Source organism: Xylanimonas allomyrinae (genome assembly GCF_004135345.1).
Classification (GTDB): Bacteria; Actinomycetota; Actinomycetes; order Actinomycetales; family Cellulomonadaceae; genus Xylanimonas; species Xylanimonas allomyrinae.
Map to the genome: position 1 here is coordinate 2154577 of NZ_CP035495.1, position 17572 is coordinate 2172148.

A 17572-nucleotide genomic window follows, 5' to 3' on the forward strand; every position below is an offset into this window, starting at 1 on the left:
CGTCGGCGCCGAAACCCTGAAAGGGACCCACCATGACCCGCACGTTCCTCACCGCAAAGGCTCGTCTCCAGGCTGCGCTCGCCGGGCGCGAGCGAGGCGCCAGCACCATCGAGTACTTCGGCGTCATCGTCGTCGCGGTCATCCTCATCGTCGCGCTCATCGGCGCGTTCACCACGTTCGACCTCGGCGGCAAGGTCTCCACCGAGCTTGCGAAGATCCAGTCGGGTTCGTGATCCGAGCGACGGACGACGAGGGCGCGGCCAGCAGCGGAACGCTGGCCGTCGCCCTCGTCGGCGTCGTCGTCCTGCTGTTCGTGGCGACGATCCCGCTGCTGAGCGGGATCGACCAGTCCGCCCGCGGGCGGACGATGGCGGAGTCGGCGGCGCTCGCCGGTGCCGAGTCGATCCGCACCGACCTCCTCACGACCCTCGACGACGTCCGGCAGGGCTGGCTCGTCGGGGACAGCGACGTGCACCAGCACTGGCAGCCCGACGGGATCTTCGCCCTGTCCGGCTACGGAGCGGCCTCGAGCTACGCCGCACGGAACGACGGCGAGCTCCCGGCCGACTGGTACCGGTTCGACGTCGGCCACGGAATCGTGGACGTCCGCGCACGCCTGACCGAGGCGGCCCCCTCGGGCGGACACACCGAGTCCACGGCCAGGGCCCGGCTCGGGGTCGACCCCACGTCGTGCCGGTTCCGGGCGGACCGGACGGTGACGTGGGTGACCCCACCGCCGCCGAGCCCGACGCCCACCCCGACCCCGACCCCGACCGAGACGTCGACGCCCACGCCCTCGCCCACCCCGACGGAGACCCCGGAGCCTCCGCCGCCGTACGCGGTGTACTCGCCCTGGGTGTTCAGCTTCGGGTGCGAAGGGACGCCGACGGTCAGCGGCGGCGACTTCACCGAGGTCCGGGACGACGCGATCGACCTGCTGCGGGACGCGGCCCGACCGCGCCTGATCGACTGAGACCAGCCCCACCCCCGTCCCGCGGACGGGGAACGCGTCACCGGACGCCGGAAGGAATCGACACGATGACGGGACGACACAGGCTCGCCGCCATGGCGCTGCTGGCCGGGGCAGCCCTGCTCCTGGGGGCGTGCACGGCCGAGGAGACCCCCGGCGGCGACGCGACGGACGCCACGACGAGCGGTGCCGCCTCCGGGCCGAGCGCCGCGCCGAGCGACCCCGAGTCCGTGGTCGAGTCCTTCCCGTTCGTCGCCGGCGGCGGCGAGGCGCGGGTGGACGTCCACCCCCTGGTGCACACGGGCGACCACCTCGTGCTGACCCTCGACATCACGCCCACCGCCACACCCGGCGGAGGGGACGACCTGGCGCTGCTCGACGTGCTCTACGACGACGTCACCTCGCGCCCCGCCGCCGGGGGCGCGATCCGCCTCGTCGACCTCGCGGGTGGGACCGTCGCCCTGCCCGCGGTCGACGCCGACGGCCGCGCCGTCGGCGCTCCCGCAGATCTCATGACCGTCCCCGGCGACGGCGTGCGCGTCCAGCGCGCCTACGCGGCGCCGGCGGGCGACCCCCCGTCGCTCGGCCTGCTCTTCCCCGGCCACTACGTGCCCGAGGTCCCCGTGATCGACGCCGGCCCGCCGCCCGCGTCGCTCACCGACGACGGCGCCCCCGAGATCGACCTCACGGCCGTCGCCGACGCACCCCACCCCGAGCTCAACCGGTACACGGCCGAGCTGGACGGCGCCGTCCAGGTGCTCGAGTCGACCGAGACCGTCACGGTCAGCCTCGGCGGCGACGTGCTGTTCGCGTCCGGCTCGGCCGACCTCGGCCCGCAGGCGCAGGCGGCGCTCGAGGCCGCGGTGACCCACCTGTCGGGCCGTGCCGGTGGCGTGATCGACGTCGTGGGCCACACCGACGACGTCGGCGACGACGCCTCCAACCAGGACCTGTCCGAGCGCCGTGCCGCCGCCGTCGCCGCGGCGCTCGGAGGCCTGGTCGACACCGGCACGTTCTCGCTCCGGCCCTCGGGCCGCGGCGAGACCGAGCCGTTCGTCGCCAACGACACCGACGCCCACAGACAGCTCAACCGCCGCGTCGTCCTCACGCTCACGTCCCAGGTCACCACCCCATCGACGGTGACCGCCCAGGGCGAGCTGCCGCCGTTCGAGGGCGGCCCCGTCGCCACCGGCGCCGAGGGCGTCGAGGTGGGAGCCAACCGTCGCTTCCGCATCACGGTCCCCGAGGCGACCCGCGTCGGCGACTCGCTCCTGGTGGTCGTGCGGGCCGAGGCCCTCGACACGGAGGTGGGTTCCGACTTCGGCGTCGGCGGGCTGACCGGCGTCGGCTCCTACCGGGGCGACACGACCGTCCTGCCGCAGCACGCGCTGAGCGTCGCCGTCGTCAGCGGCTCGACGGCGGTCTACCCGTACGACTACACGCTCGGGACGAACCCGGGCGGGCTCGACGTGTGGCGCCCGCTCGCCGACCTCGACACGCTGCGCCGCATCGACGGCGGTCAGACGCTCACTTTCGTGGGCCTCTACCCAGGGATCGCCGACACCGACACCATCGCCGTGCAGGTGCGGCAGGCCCTCGGCACCGACGCCTTCCGGCTGACCGACATCCCCGTGTCCGGGAGCTGATCACGTGCCCGTCCCCGATCACGCAGCGCGCCGAGTCCACGCGGGCGAGCGCGGCGCCGCCTCCATCGAGTCGCTCGGCGCGATGACCGTCGCCGTCGTCCTGGTCATCGCGCTGACCGTGAGCTTCCTGGCCTTCGACCTCGGCCCGAAGATCGCGGAGCAGCTGTGCCGCATCGGCGCGGCCGTCTCGGGCTCCAGCGCCGCCGCGTGCGGCGACGACCGCTCCCCGGCCCGCTCGGCGGAGGACTACGTCCCGCCTGCGCCTTGCGTCGTCACGGGAGACGGCAGCGCCGTCAACGCCTCGGTCGCGGTCGCCGTCCAGGTCGACATGGACACGTCGTTCCTGGTCGAACAGCTCAACGACGGCCAGATGCGGATCACCGTGCAGAACTCCTCGGGAGTCGGGGCCGAGGTCGGCGTCGGCTTCGACGTCTCGGCCACCGTCGACGACAACCGCTACGGTGCCGCGGCCTCCGCGGGCGCGACGGCAGGCATCACCAGCCGGATGGGCGACGTGTACTACGCGTCCACCCCGGACGAGGTCGACGACGTCATCTCGGCGCTCATGACCGACGCGACGAAAGACGCCATCGCCGGCAGCTCCGGGCCCGTCCGCGCCGTCGTGGACTGGGGTGCCGGGCTGTTCGGCGCGGACCCCCGTGAACCCGACGCGACGTTCCAGGTGGCCGGTGTCGACGCCGCCGGTTCCGCGGCGGTGACGCTCGTGACCATGGACGCGAGCGCAGCCGTGGAGGCGGGCATCTACGAGGGTCGCACCACCTACAAGGACGGCCGCACGACCGACGTCTACACGGCCTCCGCCTCGGGATCGGCGCGCGCCTCGGGCCTCCTCGGCAACGGCCTCGAGACCGACGACGTGTCGGCCGTCGCGTCGTTCTCGGGCACCATCACCGTCGAGATCGACAGGGATGAGGACGACAACCCGGTGGCGATGCGGCTCGTCCGCAACGGCATGGCCGCAGCAGACGTGTCCGCGTGGTCGAACGAGAAGGTCCCCCCGCGCTACACCGAGACGACCTGGCAGGTGCCGCTGGACTCCACGTCGGACAAGCAGACCGCGGCCCGGGTTCTGTGGGGTCTGGGCATCGACGCCGCCGGCGTCAACGACTCGCTGGGCCCGATCGACCTGAGCGGCCTCAACTACGCTGCGTCCTGGCAAGACCTCCACGACCTGGCCAAGGCGGACGGCTACGACTGGACGCAGGAGTACGTGAGCGACTCCTCGACCTACGGCGGCACCTTCGATGCGAAGTGGCTGCTCGAGGCAGGGCTCTCAGGCGGGTACACGACGACGAGCCGGTCGGCCACCGGCTACACCTACTGGAACGGCGTCGAGTATGTCTCGCGCCCTGCGTGCGTCGCCTGACATGAAGGGGCAAACGAAGATGAGGACGTCGATCCTGCGGGGGGCCGCGACGCGGTCGACCGCGCTGATGTCGGCCGCCGTGCTGTCGACCACGCTGCTGCTGACCACGCTGCTGCTGACCGCCTGCGGCGGGGGCAGCCCCGAAGCCGCACCCGTCCCGGACGACTGGCAGACGTTCACCGCGGGGCGCGTGGTGGTCAAGGCCCCGCCCACGTGGCGGAAGCTCGACGCACCGTCGGCCGGCGACGGCACCACGACGACGACCTTCGGCCTGCCCGACGACGGCAGCATGGTGCGCCCCGGCGTCAGCGTCACGTCCGTGCCGCATCCGGACCGTGACGCGGCGGACGAAGCGTCCGCCCTGGTCACACGCGAGAAGGCCACCAACGGGGCCAAGGACGTGACGACCACGGAGGTCGAGCGGGCCGGCGCGACATCGGCCGTCGAGGTCACCTTCTGGCAGGAGTTGCGATCCGCCGAGGGCCCCGTCGAGGTTGCCCACCACTGGCTCGTCGCCGACCTCGACGACGGCAGCCAGGTGCTCGTCGGCGCCCTGGGCGCTCGCGCGGACTTCGAGGAGCTTCCGCTCGACGAGGCGATCGCGGCCGTCGACCTGCGCGGCGGCGACTCGTGACCCCCGGCCCTCGGGTCCCGCTGCGCGCGTCCGGCTACCTCGCCATGCTGGCCGTGGTCCTGTTCGCCGTCGTCGGCACGATCATGCTGGTCTCCGGGGACACGCCTCGGGGCCCGTTCCGCGACGCGCTCGTGGTGGCCGGTGGCCGTGACCCGGTGCCCGCGGGAACCCAGAGGGTGGTCTGGGGCGTCGGCGCGGCGCTGGTCCCCGCCGACGTCGTCTGCACGGTCACCCTGGCGACGGGCGAGACGCGCGACGTCGACACCACGGCGCTCGGTCCCGACCGGCCGACGGCGCAGGTCGCCGGGTTCGGGACGGCGACCCAGCTCGGCGTGACCATGCGGACCCGCGACGGCGACCTGTCCTGCGCGGGCGGCGGGCTCGAACGGTTCGCCACCGCCGACAGACGTGGCGGCCCGCCGGGTGCCGTCCTGGCCGTGTTCTTCTACGTCCTGGCGGCCGTGGCCGCGCTGTGGGCGCTGGCCACCCTCGGGCTCCGGCGGTCGGCACGATGAGGCGAGACGCCTCGGCCGCCCGCCTCATCGCCTCCGGGGCGGGGATCGTGCTGTCGTACGCGGTCGTCCCCTTCGCGATCCTTGTCGTCATCGCGGTCCTCACCCGCTCGACCAGCGACCTCGACGGGGTCCTCGCGCTCAAAGCCGTCGCGATCACCGCATCGCTCGTCGCGATCACCATGGCTACGGACCGCCGCTGGCACCCCGCCGTCCTGCTCGGCCTCGCGGCCGCAGGGCTCGCGGCGAACCCCTCCACGTGGGCCGCACGGACCTACCTGGCCCAGCTGTGGGTCGAGCCGGGTCCCACGGCGATCATCATCGACGCGATCGCGTGGCTGGCCGTCGTCGGGCTCGTCGTCGCCGTCCGGCGCCGGCATGCGGCGCGGGTTCGCGCGCGCTGCTGACCCGCGTCACTGTCATGCTGAGTCCCGCGCCGTCCCGCTCCGCGTGGGCGCGCAGCACGGCACAGACCGGCTCCTCGCGCTCGACGAGATCGGCAACCTCGCGCCCCTGCCTGCTCTCCCCCACCTCCTGTCCGACGGCGGAGGCTCCGGCATCACCAGAATGCCCGTCCTGCAGTCCATAGCCCAGGCTCGATCGGAGGGGCGTCGACGACGCCGGGACGATCTGGGACTCCTCGATCGTGAAGGTGCTGCTCGGCGGCTGGTCGGTTGCCAAAGGCCTCCAGGACGTCTCGGCGCTGAGTGGCGAGCGCGACGAGAGCGCAGACACGGTTCTCAAAGCTCACACCTCGCAGCTGACCGAGGTGCGCGCCTGGCGGTGATTCATGCGATCGAGGCGCCACGGAGGGCACCTGGGCCGGGCGGCCGGCCCACACATCAACAAGAAATCGATGCCTGGCGCGGCCTCTGAATTGAAGCTGTACGGTCATGGGCATGACGCCCAGAACTCCGAAAAGAATGGCGCCCCTGATTGCGCTGACCTCTGTGCTCGTCGCTTGTCTCAGCCTCACGGCTTGCTCGAGCGGCGGCAGTGACGACGCTGCGGCGGACTCGACGGCCGCCACCACGACGGTGCCCACCGATGGCACGACCGCTGGGAGCATCGACGCCGAGGCTCCTGCGGGCGACGCACCAGTGGATCTCAGCGGGGAGTGGAAGCAGACTAACTCGAACGCTGACGATTCATGGCAAGCCGCGACGATCACCGACGCGACCATCCAGATCAACTGGGTCAGCGACAACGGCGACACGAAGTCGCTCTACTGGGCTGGAACCTTTGAGGTCCCGGCGGACTCAGCCGACTCGTTCACCGTCGTGTCGACAAACGACCACGAGCAGACTGACGCCGCAATGCTCGCTTCATCGGACGACACGAAGGACTTCACATACAAGGACGGCGAAATCTCCTATGAGGTCTCGGCGCTCGGCACGACGACGACGGTGAGGCTCCAGCGCCAGTGAGGAACTCTTTGACGCGGTACCGCAGGACACGCACGTCCAGGGCCACCCACGTCACAGCCCCTTCCTCCATGCGCCCAATCGCCTCGCGTTGCTTCACGGTGGACTCGCCGGCCGAGACGAGCCCTTGATCGAGCATCGGCGTGAGCCGGGCAGGCGCGGCGGGCATGAGCTTCAGCGTCGCCGCGCGACGATGAGTCCGTCCCAGCCCTTGACGCCGACGGTGTGAACTGCGGTGGCGTCGAGTTCGGGGTGGGCGGCGATTTCGCCTGCGACGGCGCGCACTTCCACCCTCGGATCGCCGCTGTCCGGTCGTGTCACTGCGCCGTCGCGCACGACATTGTCGATGATGATGACCGCGCCGCGGGTGGTGAGTTTGAGCGCTGCGTCGAGGTAGGCGGGGTTGTTCGGCTTGTCAGCGTCGATGAAGACGAGGTCGAAGGGCTCCGTCTGGCTGCGGATGAGTTGTTGTGCTGAGTCTGCGGCGGGGCCGACGAGCACATCGATGCGGTTCGCCTAACCTGCGCGCTCGAAGTTTGCTCGCGCGACTTGTGCGTTCTCTTCTGCCAGTTCGAGCGTCACAACGTGACCGTCCGCGCGAGCAGCCTCGAGGCGGTCCGCGCCTCGCATCCGCGTCTGGATGTGCTGCACCCGCACGCCCGCCGCGGACTCTTCGGCGCGCGCCGCGTTCACGGCTCCGATGGCCGCCAGTGCGAGAGGAATCAGAACGATCTCGATGCTCGTCAGAAGTCGACCCTTCGGCCGCCACGTGCCAACGGTTCAGCAGGGCTCGGAGTGGGAGTGGACGCTGGCGGCTCCTCCGTTGCCTCGTACCCCGATCGATCTTCCGTCGCCGTTGCCGCGACCGCACGGGTTGCCGCCCACGCCCGGACCGCGGCGATCTGCTCGGCCTGGGTCACGCCGAGGGGGACCATGCTCTCGACCGCGTGCACGACGTCGGCCTCCGCCAACGGCCGCCGGTCGGCGTACGCCTCGAAGAGTGCCGCAACGACTGCCTGCTCGATCTCGGCGCCCGAGTACCCCTCGGACGCCGCTGCGAAACGCGCGCAGAGCGGTTCGTCCACCAGCAGCGCACCACCCGCCACGCTGTTCGCCAGCCGCTTCGACAGGTGCAGCGACCAGATGTCCTCGCGCTCCTGCTGGGTAGGCAGGTCGACGAAGAAGATCTCGTCGAACCGGCCCTTGCGGAGGAACTCGGGGGAAGCCGGTCGACGCTGTTCGCCGTCGCGATGACGAACACCGGCGCAGACTTCTCCTGCATCCAGGTGAGGAAAGACCCGAACACCCGGCTCGAGGTTCCCGAGTCGCCGTCTCCCGACACTCCGGAGAACCCCTTCTCGATCTCGTCGAGCCAAAGAATGCAGGGGGCAGCCGCTTCAGCCGTGCGCAGCGCGGACCGCATGTTCTGCTCGCTCGACCCGACCAGGCCAGCGAACACCTTACCGATGTCGAGCCGCAGCAGCGGGAGCTGCCAGGCCGCCGCGATCGCCTTGGCCGTCAGCGACTTGCCACAGCCCGGGACGCCAGTCATGAGCACGCCCTTGGGCACGGGGAGCCCATAGGCGGCCGCTTCGTCGAGCCACGACCCGTTCCGCTTTGCCAGCCACCGCTTGAGGTTCTGAAGCCCACCGACGTCGTCGAGGTCGAGATCCGCGTTGACGTACTCCAGCAGGCCAGCCTTACGGACCGTCTGACGCTTCTCCTCCATGACGACGTGGACGTCGTCGGCGACGAGCCTGCCGTCGTTCACCATCGCCCGCGCGAAGGCGTTCGAAGCCTCGTTGAGCGTCAGGCCGAGGGCCGCCTTGGCGAGCCGCTCGCGCCCGGCATCATCGAGGTCGATGTTGATGCGTCCCGAACGGTTCGCGTCGATCATCCCGTCAAGGACTCGGCGGATCTCCTGCTCGGTCGGCAGCGGGAAGTCGACAAGCGTGATGTCCTTCTCCAGCTCGGGCGGGATGCGGAGCAGGGGCGAGACGATCACGAGCGCACGAGCATCGAGGCCCGCCTGGAACGCACCCACGACATCCCTCAGCGCGCGAACGAGCTGCGGGTCGGCCGGACGTCGCTCATCGCCGAGGTGGGCGTGCAGGTCGAGCATCACGTAGACGCCGGCACCCGGCTGGCGCTGCATCCACCGGACTGCCTGCGCGGGGTCTGTGGTGTTCCCCGCGACAGACCCGTCCGGTGCCATGAACCCCTGCGTCGCGCTCCACACGTAGACGGGTCTCACGGTCCTCATCTGCGCCTGGTCGCCGGCAACAGCCCGCACCTCGGCCAGGACCCGAGGTTCTTCGAACGACTCGACGTAGAGCACGGGAAAACGCGCGCGGAAGAGAAGCGCAAGGCTCTCCCTGAACGAAGGGGACTGCGTGGCCACGAGACTCCCATCCCTGCTCATCGGGCACCTTGGGCTGATCTTGCCAGCGCACCCCCGTCGAACGACGCCCTGAGCAACGACGCGCTGCCAACCGGTCGTCGATCTGGCGAGCTTTGAGCAGCCATGCGCCGCAATGCGGTCCGACACAACACCCCGCCACCACACGGTTCTGCCTTGCGTCCAACGACGATGGCGGCGGACTGCACGCCGCACCCGAGTACGGATGCGGCGATGGCTGGAGCTGCCGCCCGTTCGAAGGGGCGGAATGCCCGACCCGATCCCGACCCGCCTGGGTCGCGTGGCTGCGCAAGGCGCTCGGCCTGCCGCACACCCTCGTCCCGCCGCTGTGGCACCGGCACGACGAGCTCGTCTGGGAGCTCTCCGCCCTGCACACCCACTGGCTCGTCTGCTACGACCCCGACGCCTCACCGTCGGCGCCGATCACGTGGATGCGCGACGTCGCCGACGCGCTCGCCGCCCGCGACCACCTCACCGACCCCGCCCTGGACACCCACGAACTGGTCGCCGCCCAGATCTGGCGCACCATCAAGGCCCTCGGCCACCGGGGCGGGCACGTCCTGACCACTGGCGACAACAGCGCAACCCTCCTCGGCCTCCCCCGCGCGACCGGGCCGCGACACGGCTCCCTCACCGCGCACCTCTTGGGCCGACGCTCCGCCGCGCGGGCTCGCTCATCGAGCCACGCCCAGACGTCCGCCTCGTCGAGCATGAGGTGCCGTCCGATCGGATTCGCCATGGGCGCCGTCCCGCGCTTGCGCCACGAGTGGACGGCAACGCGGGTCGTGTGGCGCCTCTCGCACAGCTCGTCGAAGCGTCCAGGGCCACTAACCCTCAGACGGCCCCCAAGATGGCCCCCAAGGCCACCGCACCCCCGACATGACGAAGGCCCGGAATCGGCGGGATTCCGGGCCTGTCACCTGGTGGAGCTAGGGGGATTCGAACCCCCGACCTTCTCATGGCGGGTCATGCGACCCAGCGCTCCCGAAGTCCGTTGCTTCGATCGTCGACCGTCAACACCGCGACCGCCAGAATCGGCGGAATCTCGGCGATCCACAGGCCAACTCCACCAGGCTGGCACCGTCCGCCGGTGACAGTCAAACCTGGGCACCCTCCGTGCGACAGCCCGTGGAACTCGCGTGCAACCGGCACCTCGCGTGGAACTCGCGTGGAACCCATAACCGCGTTGGCCACGGCGTCCGGAGCAGATTCGGTCGGCATGGCGCGGAGACCGTCATCCTGGGTCCACAACCGGGCCTCGACCCACGGGGACTCCGACGACGAGCGAGTGGTTGTCGATGAGGGTCAGGGCGCACGGCGGAGGGGTCCTCCGGACGACCTGTCGAACGCGAGCTCGGATGTCGCATTCTTCGCTACGGCTCCCCGAGAGTCAACAGTTCGCCGAGAGCAACGTACGTCTGCAGGAAGATGAACCGGGCCTCGGCGACACCAACCTCGGCGTGGGTGCCCGCCGAGCACCTCTCGTAGAGGTCCGACAGTGTGCGGCGCAGCCTGTCGCGTCGGCTCTTCGGGGCGCCCGTCGAGTGAGCGTGAGCTTGCAGGCGGTTGAGGACGTTAGGCGACCCGACCGCCAACTGCACACCGTCCCCGATGTCGTACTTCTCGGGCCGGGCAGCAAAGAGATGCTCTGCGCAGGAGTCGATCAGGCGCCTGCACGTGGTCAGCGCCTGGCTCACAGACTCCGGGTCCGCGTCACGGAGCCGGTCAGACACCCGTTCGATCTTCTCGAGCGCGCTCCCGCTGGCCTCCGCGAGGGCTCCGTCCACCCGGCTCTGCGTGTCGCCGAAGAGGGTCGCCTGCAGCTCGCTGAACAGCAACTCGTGATAGATCTCGACGACCGCCGTGTACACGGTTGCAACGACCTGTCCGGTGATCCCGGAGAACGTCGCGATCGCTCGTGCGTGCGCGCCGACCTTCTGGTCGTGCTCCCGCGCCGCGATCACGACAGACTCGCCCGAGTAGTTGCCGCCACCACGGAGCGTCTGCAGCGCCTCGCGCGACGCATCGAGCATCCCCTCCACCTTCGCTAGGGGCATCGGATAGAACTTCCCGTCGTCGGCGTCAGCCCAGCGGCCCGCCCGACCGATCCACATGTTCGCAGCCGCGCCAGCGCCTGAGTACCCGTCCCGCTCGAGCCTGAGGAACTCCATCAGCTCTTCATGGTTGACCAACCGTGCGAGCCGGCTGGCCTTCAGCGCGATCTCCGATGCCTTGAGCCGCTGCATCTCGATGTCAGCTAGCAGGTCCTCGGCCAACTGCCGCGCCTCATCCGTCCTGTTCACGACGCCCATGACAGCACAGCGACAGAGGCATGCGTGTCATAGAGACGTCCAGACGGCCATGACGGTGGCGGTCCCCGGAGGGACGCTCGCCACACCCGGGCAGACAGACCGTGCCGGCGTCGAGGGCGCCGTGGCGTGGAGCTTCGCCCTACCCGAGGCAGGGCTCCGGCAAAGTCGCCGGTAGTTGGCTGGCGGGCGTGTGACCTGCGTCTTTGCAGGTGGGATGGGTGTGCGTGGGCGTGCTCGCCTCGGTTGGATCGGTAGTTCCTACACTGCCCGTCCGCCCGAGGGAACACACCCACGCGATGTCATCGTCTCCTGTCCCCGCGCCTTCGTCCAAGCCCGTCTCGCGTCAGGCGCTGCTGCTGGAGATGCTCTCTGGGGTGGAGGACCCGCGTGATCGTCGCGGGCGGCGGCACACCGTCGGCGCGCTGCTTGCGGTGGGGGTCTGTGCGGTGTTGACCGGGGCGCGCGGCTTCACAGCGATCGCGCAGTGGGCCCAGGACGCCGGCCCGGCCCGGCTGTCCGCCCTCGGCATGAACCGGGTGGCGGACGAGTCGACGTTCCGGCGCGTGTTCGCCCGCCTGGACGCCGACGCCCTCGACCAGATCCTCGGCGCCTGGGCTGTGACCCGCGCCCGGACGGTAGGCGGACGCCGGGTGCTCGCGATCGACGGCAAAGCGGTCCGCGGGGCACGCAAACGCGGGGCTGGCGTCTCGTTTCTCGTCGCGGCGCTCGACCACACCACCGGTGTCGTGGCCGGACAGATCGGCATCGACGACAAGAGCTCGGAGATCATCGCGGCGCGCACCCTGATCGAGCGGCTCGACCTGCACGGAGCGGTCGTGACGATGGATGCCCTGCACACCCAGCGCGAGACGGCCGCGAAGATCCGCGCCGCGGGCGCGGACTTCGTCCTCGTGGCGAAGGCCAACCAGAAGACGTTGCACGCCCGGCTCAAGGCGCTGCCTTGGAAGGACGTCCCCGCGTTGACCACCACCCAGCGCGGGCACGGGCGCCGCGCCACCCGCACGATCAAGGTCATCCAGGCACCCCGGTGGATCGAGTTCGCAGGCACCGTGCAGGTCGCCCAGTTGCGCCGCACCGTCACGGTCAAGGGCAAGAAGAGCGTCGAGGTCTGCTACGTAATCACCTCCGCCGACGCCCACGCCGCGGACCCGGCGACCCTCGCCGCCTGGGTCCAAGGCCACTGGACGGTCGAAGACCGCCTCCACTGGGTCCGCGACGTGACGTTCGACGAGGACCGCTCCCAAGCCGCGACCGGCGCGGCCCCGCAGGTCATGGCATCCATCAGGAACACCGGCATCGCGATCTTGCGCCTCGCCGGAGCGACGAACATCGCCCACGCCCTACGACATCACGCCCACGACCTCGACAGGCCCATCCGCGCCCTCCTCGCCGCATAACATCGCCGCAGGTCACAGGCCTAGACGACCGAGAATGCCGGAGCCCTGCTACCCGAGGGAGTCGACAGTGTCGACCAGCTCAACCGCGACGACTGATTGACCTCATCGACGCCTGCGACTGCACCATTCTTCGCGCTCTATCCCGTCGGCGGCGATCTCGGAGTGGCCCTTCGCCGCCTCCAGGAACAGCAGCGCGTTCGGCGGCTTCGAGCTCTGCCGATACGCCCCCTCAAGGGCGCGCACATCATCACCACTGCGGCCGAGCCGAACGCCATCGCCGACTCTCCTGGACCAGCCATCGCTAGCCCGTGCCGAAACAAGCCGATGGGGAGGCATGCCCGGGCACGGCACCCACGACGGCGTCCAGCCATGCGGATCGCACGAGCCGACACCACGGTCGCCCTGACCAGCGCCGCCCGATTAGCTTCGCCAGGCGGGAGCTGCGAAGCTCACGCCCGTGGATGGCTACTCGCGGCAGGTAAAGGCGGTCGTTCCGCCCGAGCTCGCCAGCGAACTGGCCATAGTCGACGGCCTGGCACTCCAGCTGGTCGAGCACATCGCAGCAACGCGGAACGTGATCGCAACCCTCCACATCCACGGCGCCTCGAGCCTGGCGATCCAGAACCACATCGCCGAACTCCTCCGGGTGAAACTCGGATTCGGTGAGGAAGTCGTCCTGACACCACAGACCGGCTTCGTCACCCAAGCCCGACCCGACTTCTTCTACCGACTGGCACCGGGCCGGGGCATCATCGCGGAAGTCGAACGTGGCGGCACGACGACGAACAACCACGACCTGAAGGACGTCTGGAAAGCGCACATCGCGCCAGACGCCCACCACCTTTTCCTGGTCGTGCCGAGGAACAACTGGAAGGCCGACGGGACACCCCGCGAGAGACCGTTCCAGCTGGTCTCGCGCCGGCTCGGGGCATTCTTCGGTGAACCACGACGGGAGATCGACGTCCTAAGCGCGCACGTCTTCGCCTACTAGACTCCGTGGCGTCCCACCCCGACGTCCAACTCCTCGAGCAGGTTCCATCCCAGCCCGTCACCAACGCGGTCTGCTGTGCGCCACCCCGACGGCGTCGGGTGCGCGTGGGGCGGCAGACGCGGCTGGGACGCCGCTGCCGCCGAGTGATCCGCAAGCAACCTCAGCACGAAGGTCGGACTCAGCGCGGCACCGTGCGCATGCGCCCGCGACGAGTGGCGTCACTCATCGAGTCTCCCAGCGACCGCGAACGGTCGTTGTTGAGCTCCGACACCGTACGTCGACTCAACCTTCGTTCGCTAGGGAGCCGGCTGGCCCGGCGTCGGCGACGGCGGGCATGAAGCCATACCTTCCAACGTTCACGCGCTTCGTGAAGCGGATGTCGAGGGCGTCGGGTGCAAGAGGGTCCAGTGGATCGGTGTTCTCCATGACGATGACCTGACCGCCGAAGCCATCCTGGATGTCGCGGTAGAAGGCCCGGACGACTTCCTCTGGTGGCTCGTCGCCAGCCTCTGCGGCCTGGTCTGGCGGCCGGTAGGTGACGAGGGGCGAGTCGAGCACGACGAACCCAGGGTGCGGCAATTCTCGGTCAATGCAGAATTGGGCGAGGGCGAGCGCAAATGCGGCGTGCAGGACCGCGCGCACGCCCTTGCCGTGAGCCGAGCGCCGTTGGTCGCCAGCGATGATGTCGAGTTCGTTGCGGTCGTAGCGGACGGACGCTGCGGACGGGTAGCCCCATTCTGCGAGACGCTTGGAGATCTCTGCCGAGAACTCTCGTACGGCGGTGAGGCTCAGTCCCGCGACCGCTGTTGCGACTTCTGCTTCAGTCTCGTCGGCGATCCGCCGAATCATACCCTCTAGGGTCGTGACTTGCTCATAGAGTCCGAGGTGCTTCTCTATCTCGCTGCGCTTGGCGAGAAGATCACGAAGGTTCCCCTTCTCGGGGTCATCGTCGCGTCGAGTTCACCTATGCTCTTCTGTAGCACAAATGCGTCTCGACGGGTCTTTCTGATCGATGCGCGAAGGACCTCTATTCGCGCGTCCAGGCTCTCGATCGTGACGCGAAGATCGTCGAGGAGGCCCCGCGTCTTTCGAGTCTCGGAGTCGACAGAGACGCCGAAGCTGGTCGTGTCTTCTCCGCAGTCCATGTTGTGGTGCTGGCTGGACGGCTCCGCGCCGCAGAATACACACGTGCCGCGCCGGAAGTATCCGAGAAGACTCCCAGCTTCCCGGATCATTCCAAGGCGTGCCAGATCGCTCTCGTACTGCTTCTGCAAGAGTGCGAATCGCTGCCGGAGCGCCGTTGCATCCGAGTACTCCGATCGCAGGGCGCTGTCTGCCGATTGGATACGATTGTGCTGCTGCAGCAGTTGACCGCGCTGTTCCGTGAGGCTCCCGATCACGGTGCTGTACTCGTCAATCGTACGGCTGAGCCTGCCGAGCTGCGAAGTGAGCACTGCTGGCTCGGCAACGTCTTGGAGCTGCGACTCAAGTTGGCCGAGCATCCTCTCGACGACTTCCTGCCGGGCGCCTCTTAGCCGCTTCTGCTCTTGCGCCGAGGGCACAGCAGTCAATGCGGAGTCATCCTCGCCTGACAGCAAGAGTTTGAGGACTGAGACCTCCTTTGTCTTGTTGACCGGGTTTCCGCTGAGGCCAGGGGCTTCCTCGGCCTGCATCTCTGTCTCGCCGATGAGGCACAGGCGAGTCAGGTCGCGAAAGCTGAGCATGTGGGTCTCGTTGCGCGCGTTCTTCCTCACCTGCTTCTCGTCGAGGCCGACTTGGTCGAGAAGGAATCGGGAGACATTCTTGGTGTTCGCGGCGCTGTGCTTCGCAGCGAGCGTATCGTCTGCAGGGGACGATGGCGCGACGCGGATGTCGGCTCGATAGAGGGAGATCCCGCCGCCATCCACCGAGCGTGCAAGCGTGATGGGTTCACCGGTGGGGAGCTCAATTCCAAGCAGTACGCGGCTGTACCCCGCTCGTTCGGGGATCTCCTTAAGTTCCTTGGCGCCAAGAACGAAGTCGATCGCGTCGACGATGAAGGACTTGCCCGTGTCTGAGGGGCCGTGGATGACGGTGACGTGTGGGCTGAAGTCGACCGACGCTGGAGCGGCATTGGTGCCAGTTAGCGTCAGGTGTGAAAGCTTGAGTCGACCCATCAGATGTCGTTCCCGCTCTCGTGCTGCATGACCTCGAACTCTTCCGACCAGTGTGAGGAGATCTCCCTCATGCGCTCCCGCAGGAGCGCGTCATCAACGGCGCCGAGTTCTTCAACAACCCAGCGGGCTCGGTCGTGCAAGGCGTGCGCGTAGTCGCTTTCGAACAGCGCCAGAAAACTCTCAGAAGTCTCGTTGGCCCAGAACTCGATACCACTGTCCTCGGCCGACATCTGAACGAGGCCTGCCCGAATCATGACTTGGAGTCCGTCTTCGATGTGCTGTCGCTTCACTCCGAGTTCGCCGACTCGTACCGGGATCGGCGGGTGGAGGCTCTCAGGACCGTCTAGGTCCGCACTGTGCAGTAGTCCGTGGTCGAGAAGAACCAGGCGATTGATATCGAGATGTGCGGGGAAGGCTTCAACCAGGATCATCAGAACGCGCATCCCCACTTCGAGAGGCCCATTGAGGGGGTTACTCATCAGCGGCTACCCACGTCAGTTTGTCGGCGTTGGCTAGCTGATGGCAGATGCCTTGACGATCTTGGAGCTTTGAGACCGATATGAGCGCATGGGCGCCAAGATCGAGTTGACCTGACTGCGCGAGAACAGCTCGAAGTCGATCGAGCCCACTGTCGTGGTTCGCATCCGCCGTATCAATCACTCCGGTGTAGACGTCGTCTTGGAGCAGTTCGTACGTACCGTCGGGCACGGAGTCCCTCGCGTATAGGCGCAGCGCCTCAGCGGAGTAGAACGCCTCTCGCTGCCTCTGGAGGTGCGGACCGTACTTGGCGTGTGCGGCAACTGAGCTAGAATCGAAGCAGGATGTGGGATCCTGTTCTTCGTACACGTCTACCAGTTTTTTGACATAGGTCGCTTCGCCTGGCGCGGGATGCTCCGGGGCACGTCCAACGGGAGGCCGGGCCGGGAGTGCTGTTCCGAACCTTGCGGCGTAGTATGGAGTCTTGCGGTGTACGTCGAGCATCTCGTTGAGCTCGAGTGACTGGAACATTGAGAAGTTCAAAGCTTCGGCAAGTTCACGGATGGACTGCAACGCTTGCTCGTCGTATAGCCGCGTGGCGGCGCCTCTGGCATCGAGTAGTTCGAGGAACTTCTTTCGAAGCTCCGTCGGCTTGCTCAGGAGACGATTGAGCGTCGGGCCGCACCCCCGTGGCGCGACGAACACGTATCGGTCAGGAAGACGATAGAAGGCGTCCACAACGCCGTGGAAGATCTTCAACATTTCGGGAAATGCGTCGGATAGAGTGAGCGATCCGTCGTAATGCTTGGCTTGGAAGCAGTCCCATGCGCCTTCAAGGCCCTGGTCGGTCTTGAACGCGGCGACGTCCACTCCCCGGTCTCCGGAGCCTCCGAGTTGCTTGATTTGCCTATATGAGACGGCGACTCCGGTTGCCCACTCAGTGATGAAGATCTCCCATTCGTCCGGCGAATAGAAGTAGATGCGGTGCGCCGGGGGCACGGGCGGCCCAGGGAGTGCCGAGTCTGGGGAGCCCGCTGCTGGGGGGACGGGAAAGTCGACAAGATCAGGGGCGCCGTTGGACGCGTTCGGCGGGGTCGCCAAGGACACGCGGGCACCTCCTCGTTCATGCGTCATCTCGGCCCTACCCTACGGGACCACGAGGGACCGCTCTGGGATCGTCTGCCCGCGGGTCGAGCGCCACTCGCCGCGTTCGCTATCTCTAGTGC

General features: G+C 68.5%; 18 protein-coding genes and 1 pseudogene. 12 read left to right on the top strand and 7 right to left on the bottom strand.

Features of this window, described 5'->3' with window-relative positions:
* Nucleotides 1-32: 32 nt before the first annotated feature.
* From ET495_RS09800 to ET495_RS09840, 10 genes and pseudogenes are all read left to right on the top strand, one after another.
* On the top strand, nt 33-233 hold the full coding sequence (locus ET495_RS09800; RefSeq protein WP_129204614.1) for a hypothetical protein: 201 nt from the start codon (nt 33-35) through the stop codon (nt 231-233).
* The gene (locus ET495_RS18135) at nt 230-973 is read left to right on the top strand and encodes a hypothetical protein (RefSeq protein WP_211340818.1); all 744 of its coding nucleotides are present in this window, start codon (nt 230-232) and stop codon (nt 971-973) included. The genes ET495_RS09800 and ET495_RS18135 overlap by 4 nt, the downstream gene beginning before the upstream one ends.
* Nucleotides 974-1038: 65 nt before the next feature.
* Nucleotides 1039-2616: an OmpA family protein gene (locus ET495_RS09810; protein ID WP_129204616.1), complete on the top strand. Its 1578-nt coding sequence runs from the start codon at nt 1039-1041 to the stop codon at nt 2614-2616.
* A gap of 4 nt (nt 2617-2620) precedes the next feature.
* Nucleotides 2621-4003, top strand: a complete 1383-nt coding sequence (locus tag ET495_RS09815; protein WP_129204618.1) for a hypothetical protein — start codon at nt 2621-2623, stop codon at nt 4001-4003.
* 19 nt (nt 4004-4022) lie between these two features.
* Nucleotides 4023-4637, top strand: a complete 615-nt coding sequence (locus ET495_RS09820) for a hypothetical protein (RefSeq protein WP_129204620.1) — start codon at nt 4023-4025, stop codon at nt 4635-4637.
* Entirely contained in the window at nt 4634-5152 is a 519-nt protein-coding gene (locus ET495_RS09825; protein ID WP_129204622.1) for a hypothetical protein, read from the top strand. Before ET495_RS09820 ends, ET495_RS09825 begins: the two co-directional genes overlap by 4 nt.
* On the top strand, nt 5149-5556 hold the full coding sequence (locus tag ET495_RS09830; protein ID WP_129204624.1) for a hypothetical protein: 408 nt from the start codon (nt 5149-5151) through the stop codon (nt 5554-5556). The genes ET495_RS09825 and ET495_RS09830 overlap by 4 nt, the downstream gene beginning before the upstream one ends.
* A pseudogene (locus ET495_RS19685) lies at nt 5528-5692 on the top strand (hypothetical protein); the annotation flags it as partial. The gene ET495_RS09830 and the pseudogene ET495_RS19685, both read left to right, overlap by 29 nt.
* A 103-nt stretch (nt 5693-5795) precedes the next feature.
* A complete protein-coding gene (locus tag ET495_RS19690; protein WP_425471242.1) occupies nt 5796-5936 on the top strand; it encodes a hypothetical protein in 141 nt (46 codons plus the stop codon).
* A gap of 112 nt (nt 5937-6048) precedes the next feature.
* Nucleotides 6049-6576 carry a hypothetical protein gene (locus ET495_RS09840; RefSeq protein WP_211340819.1) on the top strand — a complete coding sequence of 176 codons (528 nt, stop codon included), beginning with the start codon at nt 6049-6051 and terminating at the stop codon, nt 6574-6576.
* 171 nt (nt 6577-6747) lie between these two features.
* Here ET495_RS09840 and ET495_RS09845 read toward each other — a convergent pair whose 3' ends face one another.
* From ET495_RS09845 to ET495_RS09860, 3 genes are all read right to left on the bottom strand, one after another.
* Nucleotides 6748-7074 carry an O-methyltransferase gene (locus ET495_RS09845; RefSeq protein ID WP_245993009.1) on the bottom strand — a complete coding sequence of 109 codons (327 nt, stop codon included), beginning with the start codon at nt 7072-7074 and terminating at the stop codon, nt 6748-6750.
* A 415-nt stretch (nt 7075-7489) separates the two neighbouring features.
* Entirely contained in the window at nt 7490-8836 is a 1347-nt protein-coding gene (locus ET495_RS09850; RefSeq protein WP_245993010.1) for an AAA family ATPase, read from the bottom strand.
* A gap of 1529 nt (nt 8837-10365) precedes the next feature.
* The gene (locus tag ET495_RS09860) at nt 10366-11304 is read right to left on the bottom strand and encodes an AbiTii domain-containing protein (protein WP_245993011.1); all 939 of its coding nucleotides are present in this window, start codon (nt 11302-11304) and stop codon (nt 10366-10368) included.
* Nucleotides 11305-11600: 296 nt separating this feature from the next.
* Here ET495_RS09860 and ET495_RS09865 point away from each other — a divergent pair, with 296 nt between their 5' ends.
* Both ET495_RS09865 and ET495_RS09870 read left to right on the top strand, forming a co-directional pair.
* Entirely contained in the window at nt 11601-12722 is a 1122-nt protein-coding gene (locus ET495_RS09865; RefSeq protein WP_211340820.1) for an ISAs1 family transposase, read from the top strand.
* Nucleotides 12723-13179: 457 nt separating this feature from the next.
* Complete coding sequence (locus tag ET495_RS09870; protein ID WP_129204625.1) at nt 13180-13713, top strand: hypothetical protein; 534 nt, start codon at nt 13180-13182, stop codon at nt 13711-13713.
* Nucleotides 13714-13995: 282 nt separating this feature from the next.
* Here ET495_RS09870 and ET495_RS09875 read toward each other — a convergent pair whose 3' ends face one another.
* From ET495_RS09875 to ET495_RS09890, 4 genes are read right to left on the bottom strand one after another with little or no spacing between them, the layout of a single operon-like run.
* Nucleotides 13996-14562, bottom strand: a complete 567-nt coding sequence (locus ET495_RS09875) for a hypothetical protein (RefSeq protein WP_129204627.1) — start codon at nt 14560-14562, stop codon at nt 13996-13998.
* Between the two features lie 44 nt (nt 14563-14606).
* Entirely contained in the window at nt 14607-15869 is a 1263-nt protein-coding gene (locus tag ET495_RS09880) for an AAA family ATPase (RefSeq protein WP_129204629.1), read from the bottom strand.
* A complete protein-coding gene (locus tag ET495_RS09885; RefSeq protein ID WP_129204631.1) occupies nt 15869-16348 on the bottom strand; it encodes an ABC-three component system middle component 2 in 480 nt (159 codons plus the stop codon). Before ET495_RS09885 ends, ET495_RS09880 begins: the two co-directional genes overlap by 1 nt.
* Nucleotides 16341-17453: an ABC-three component system protein gene (locus ET495_RS09890; protein ID WP_129204633.1), complete on the bottom strand. Its 1113-nt coding sequence runs from the start codon at nt 17451-17453 to the stop codon at nt 16341-16343. The genes ET495_RS09885 and ET495_RS09890 overlap by 8 nt, the downstream gene beginning before the upstream one ends.
* Nucleotides 17454-17572 lie beyond the last annotated feature (119 nt).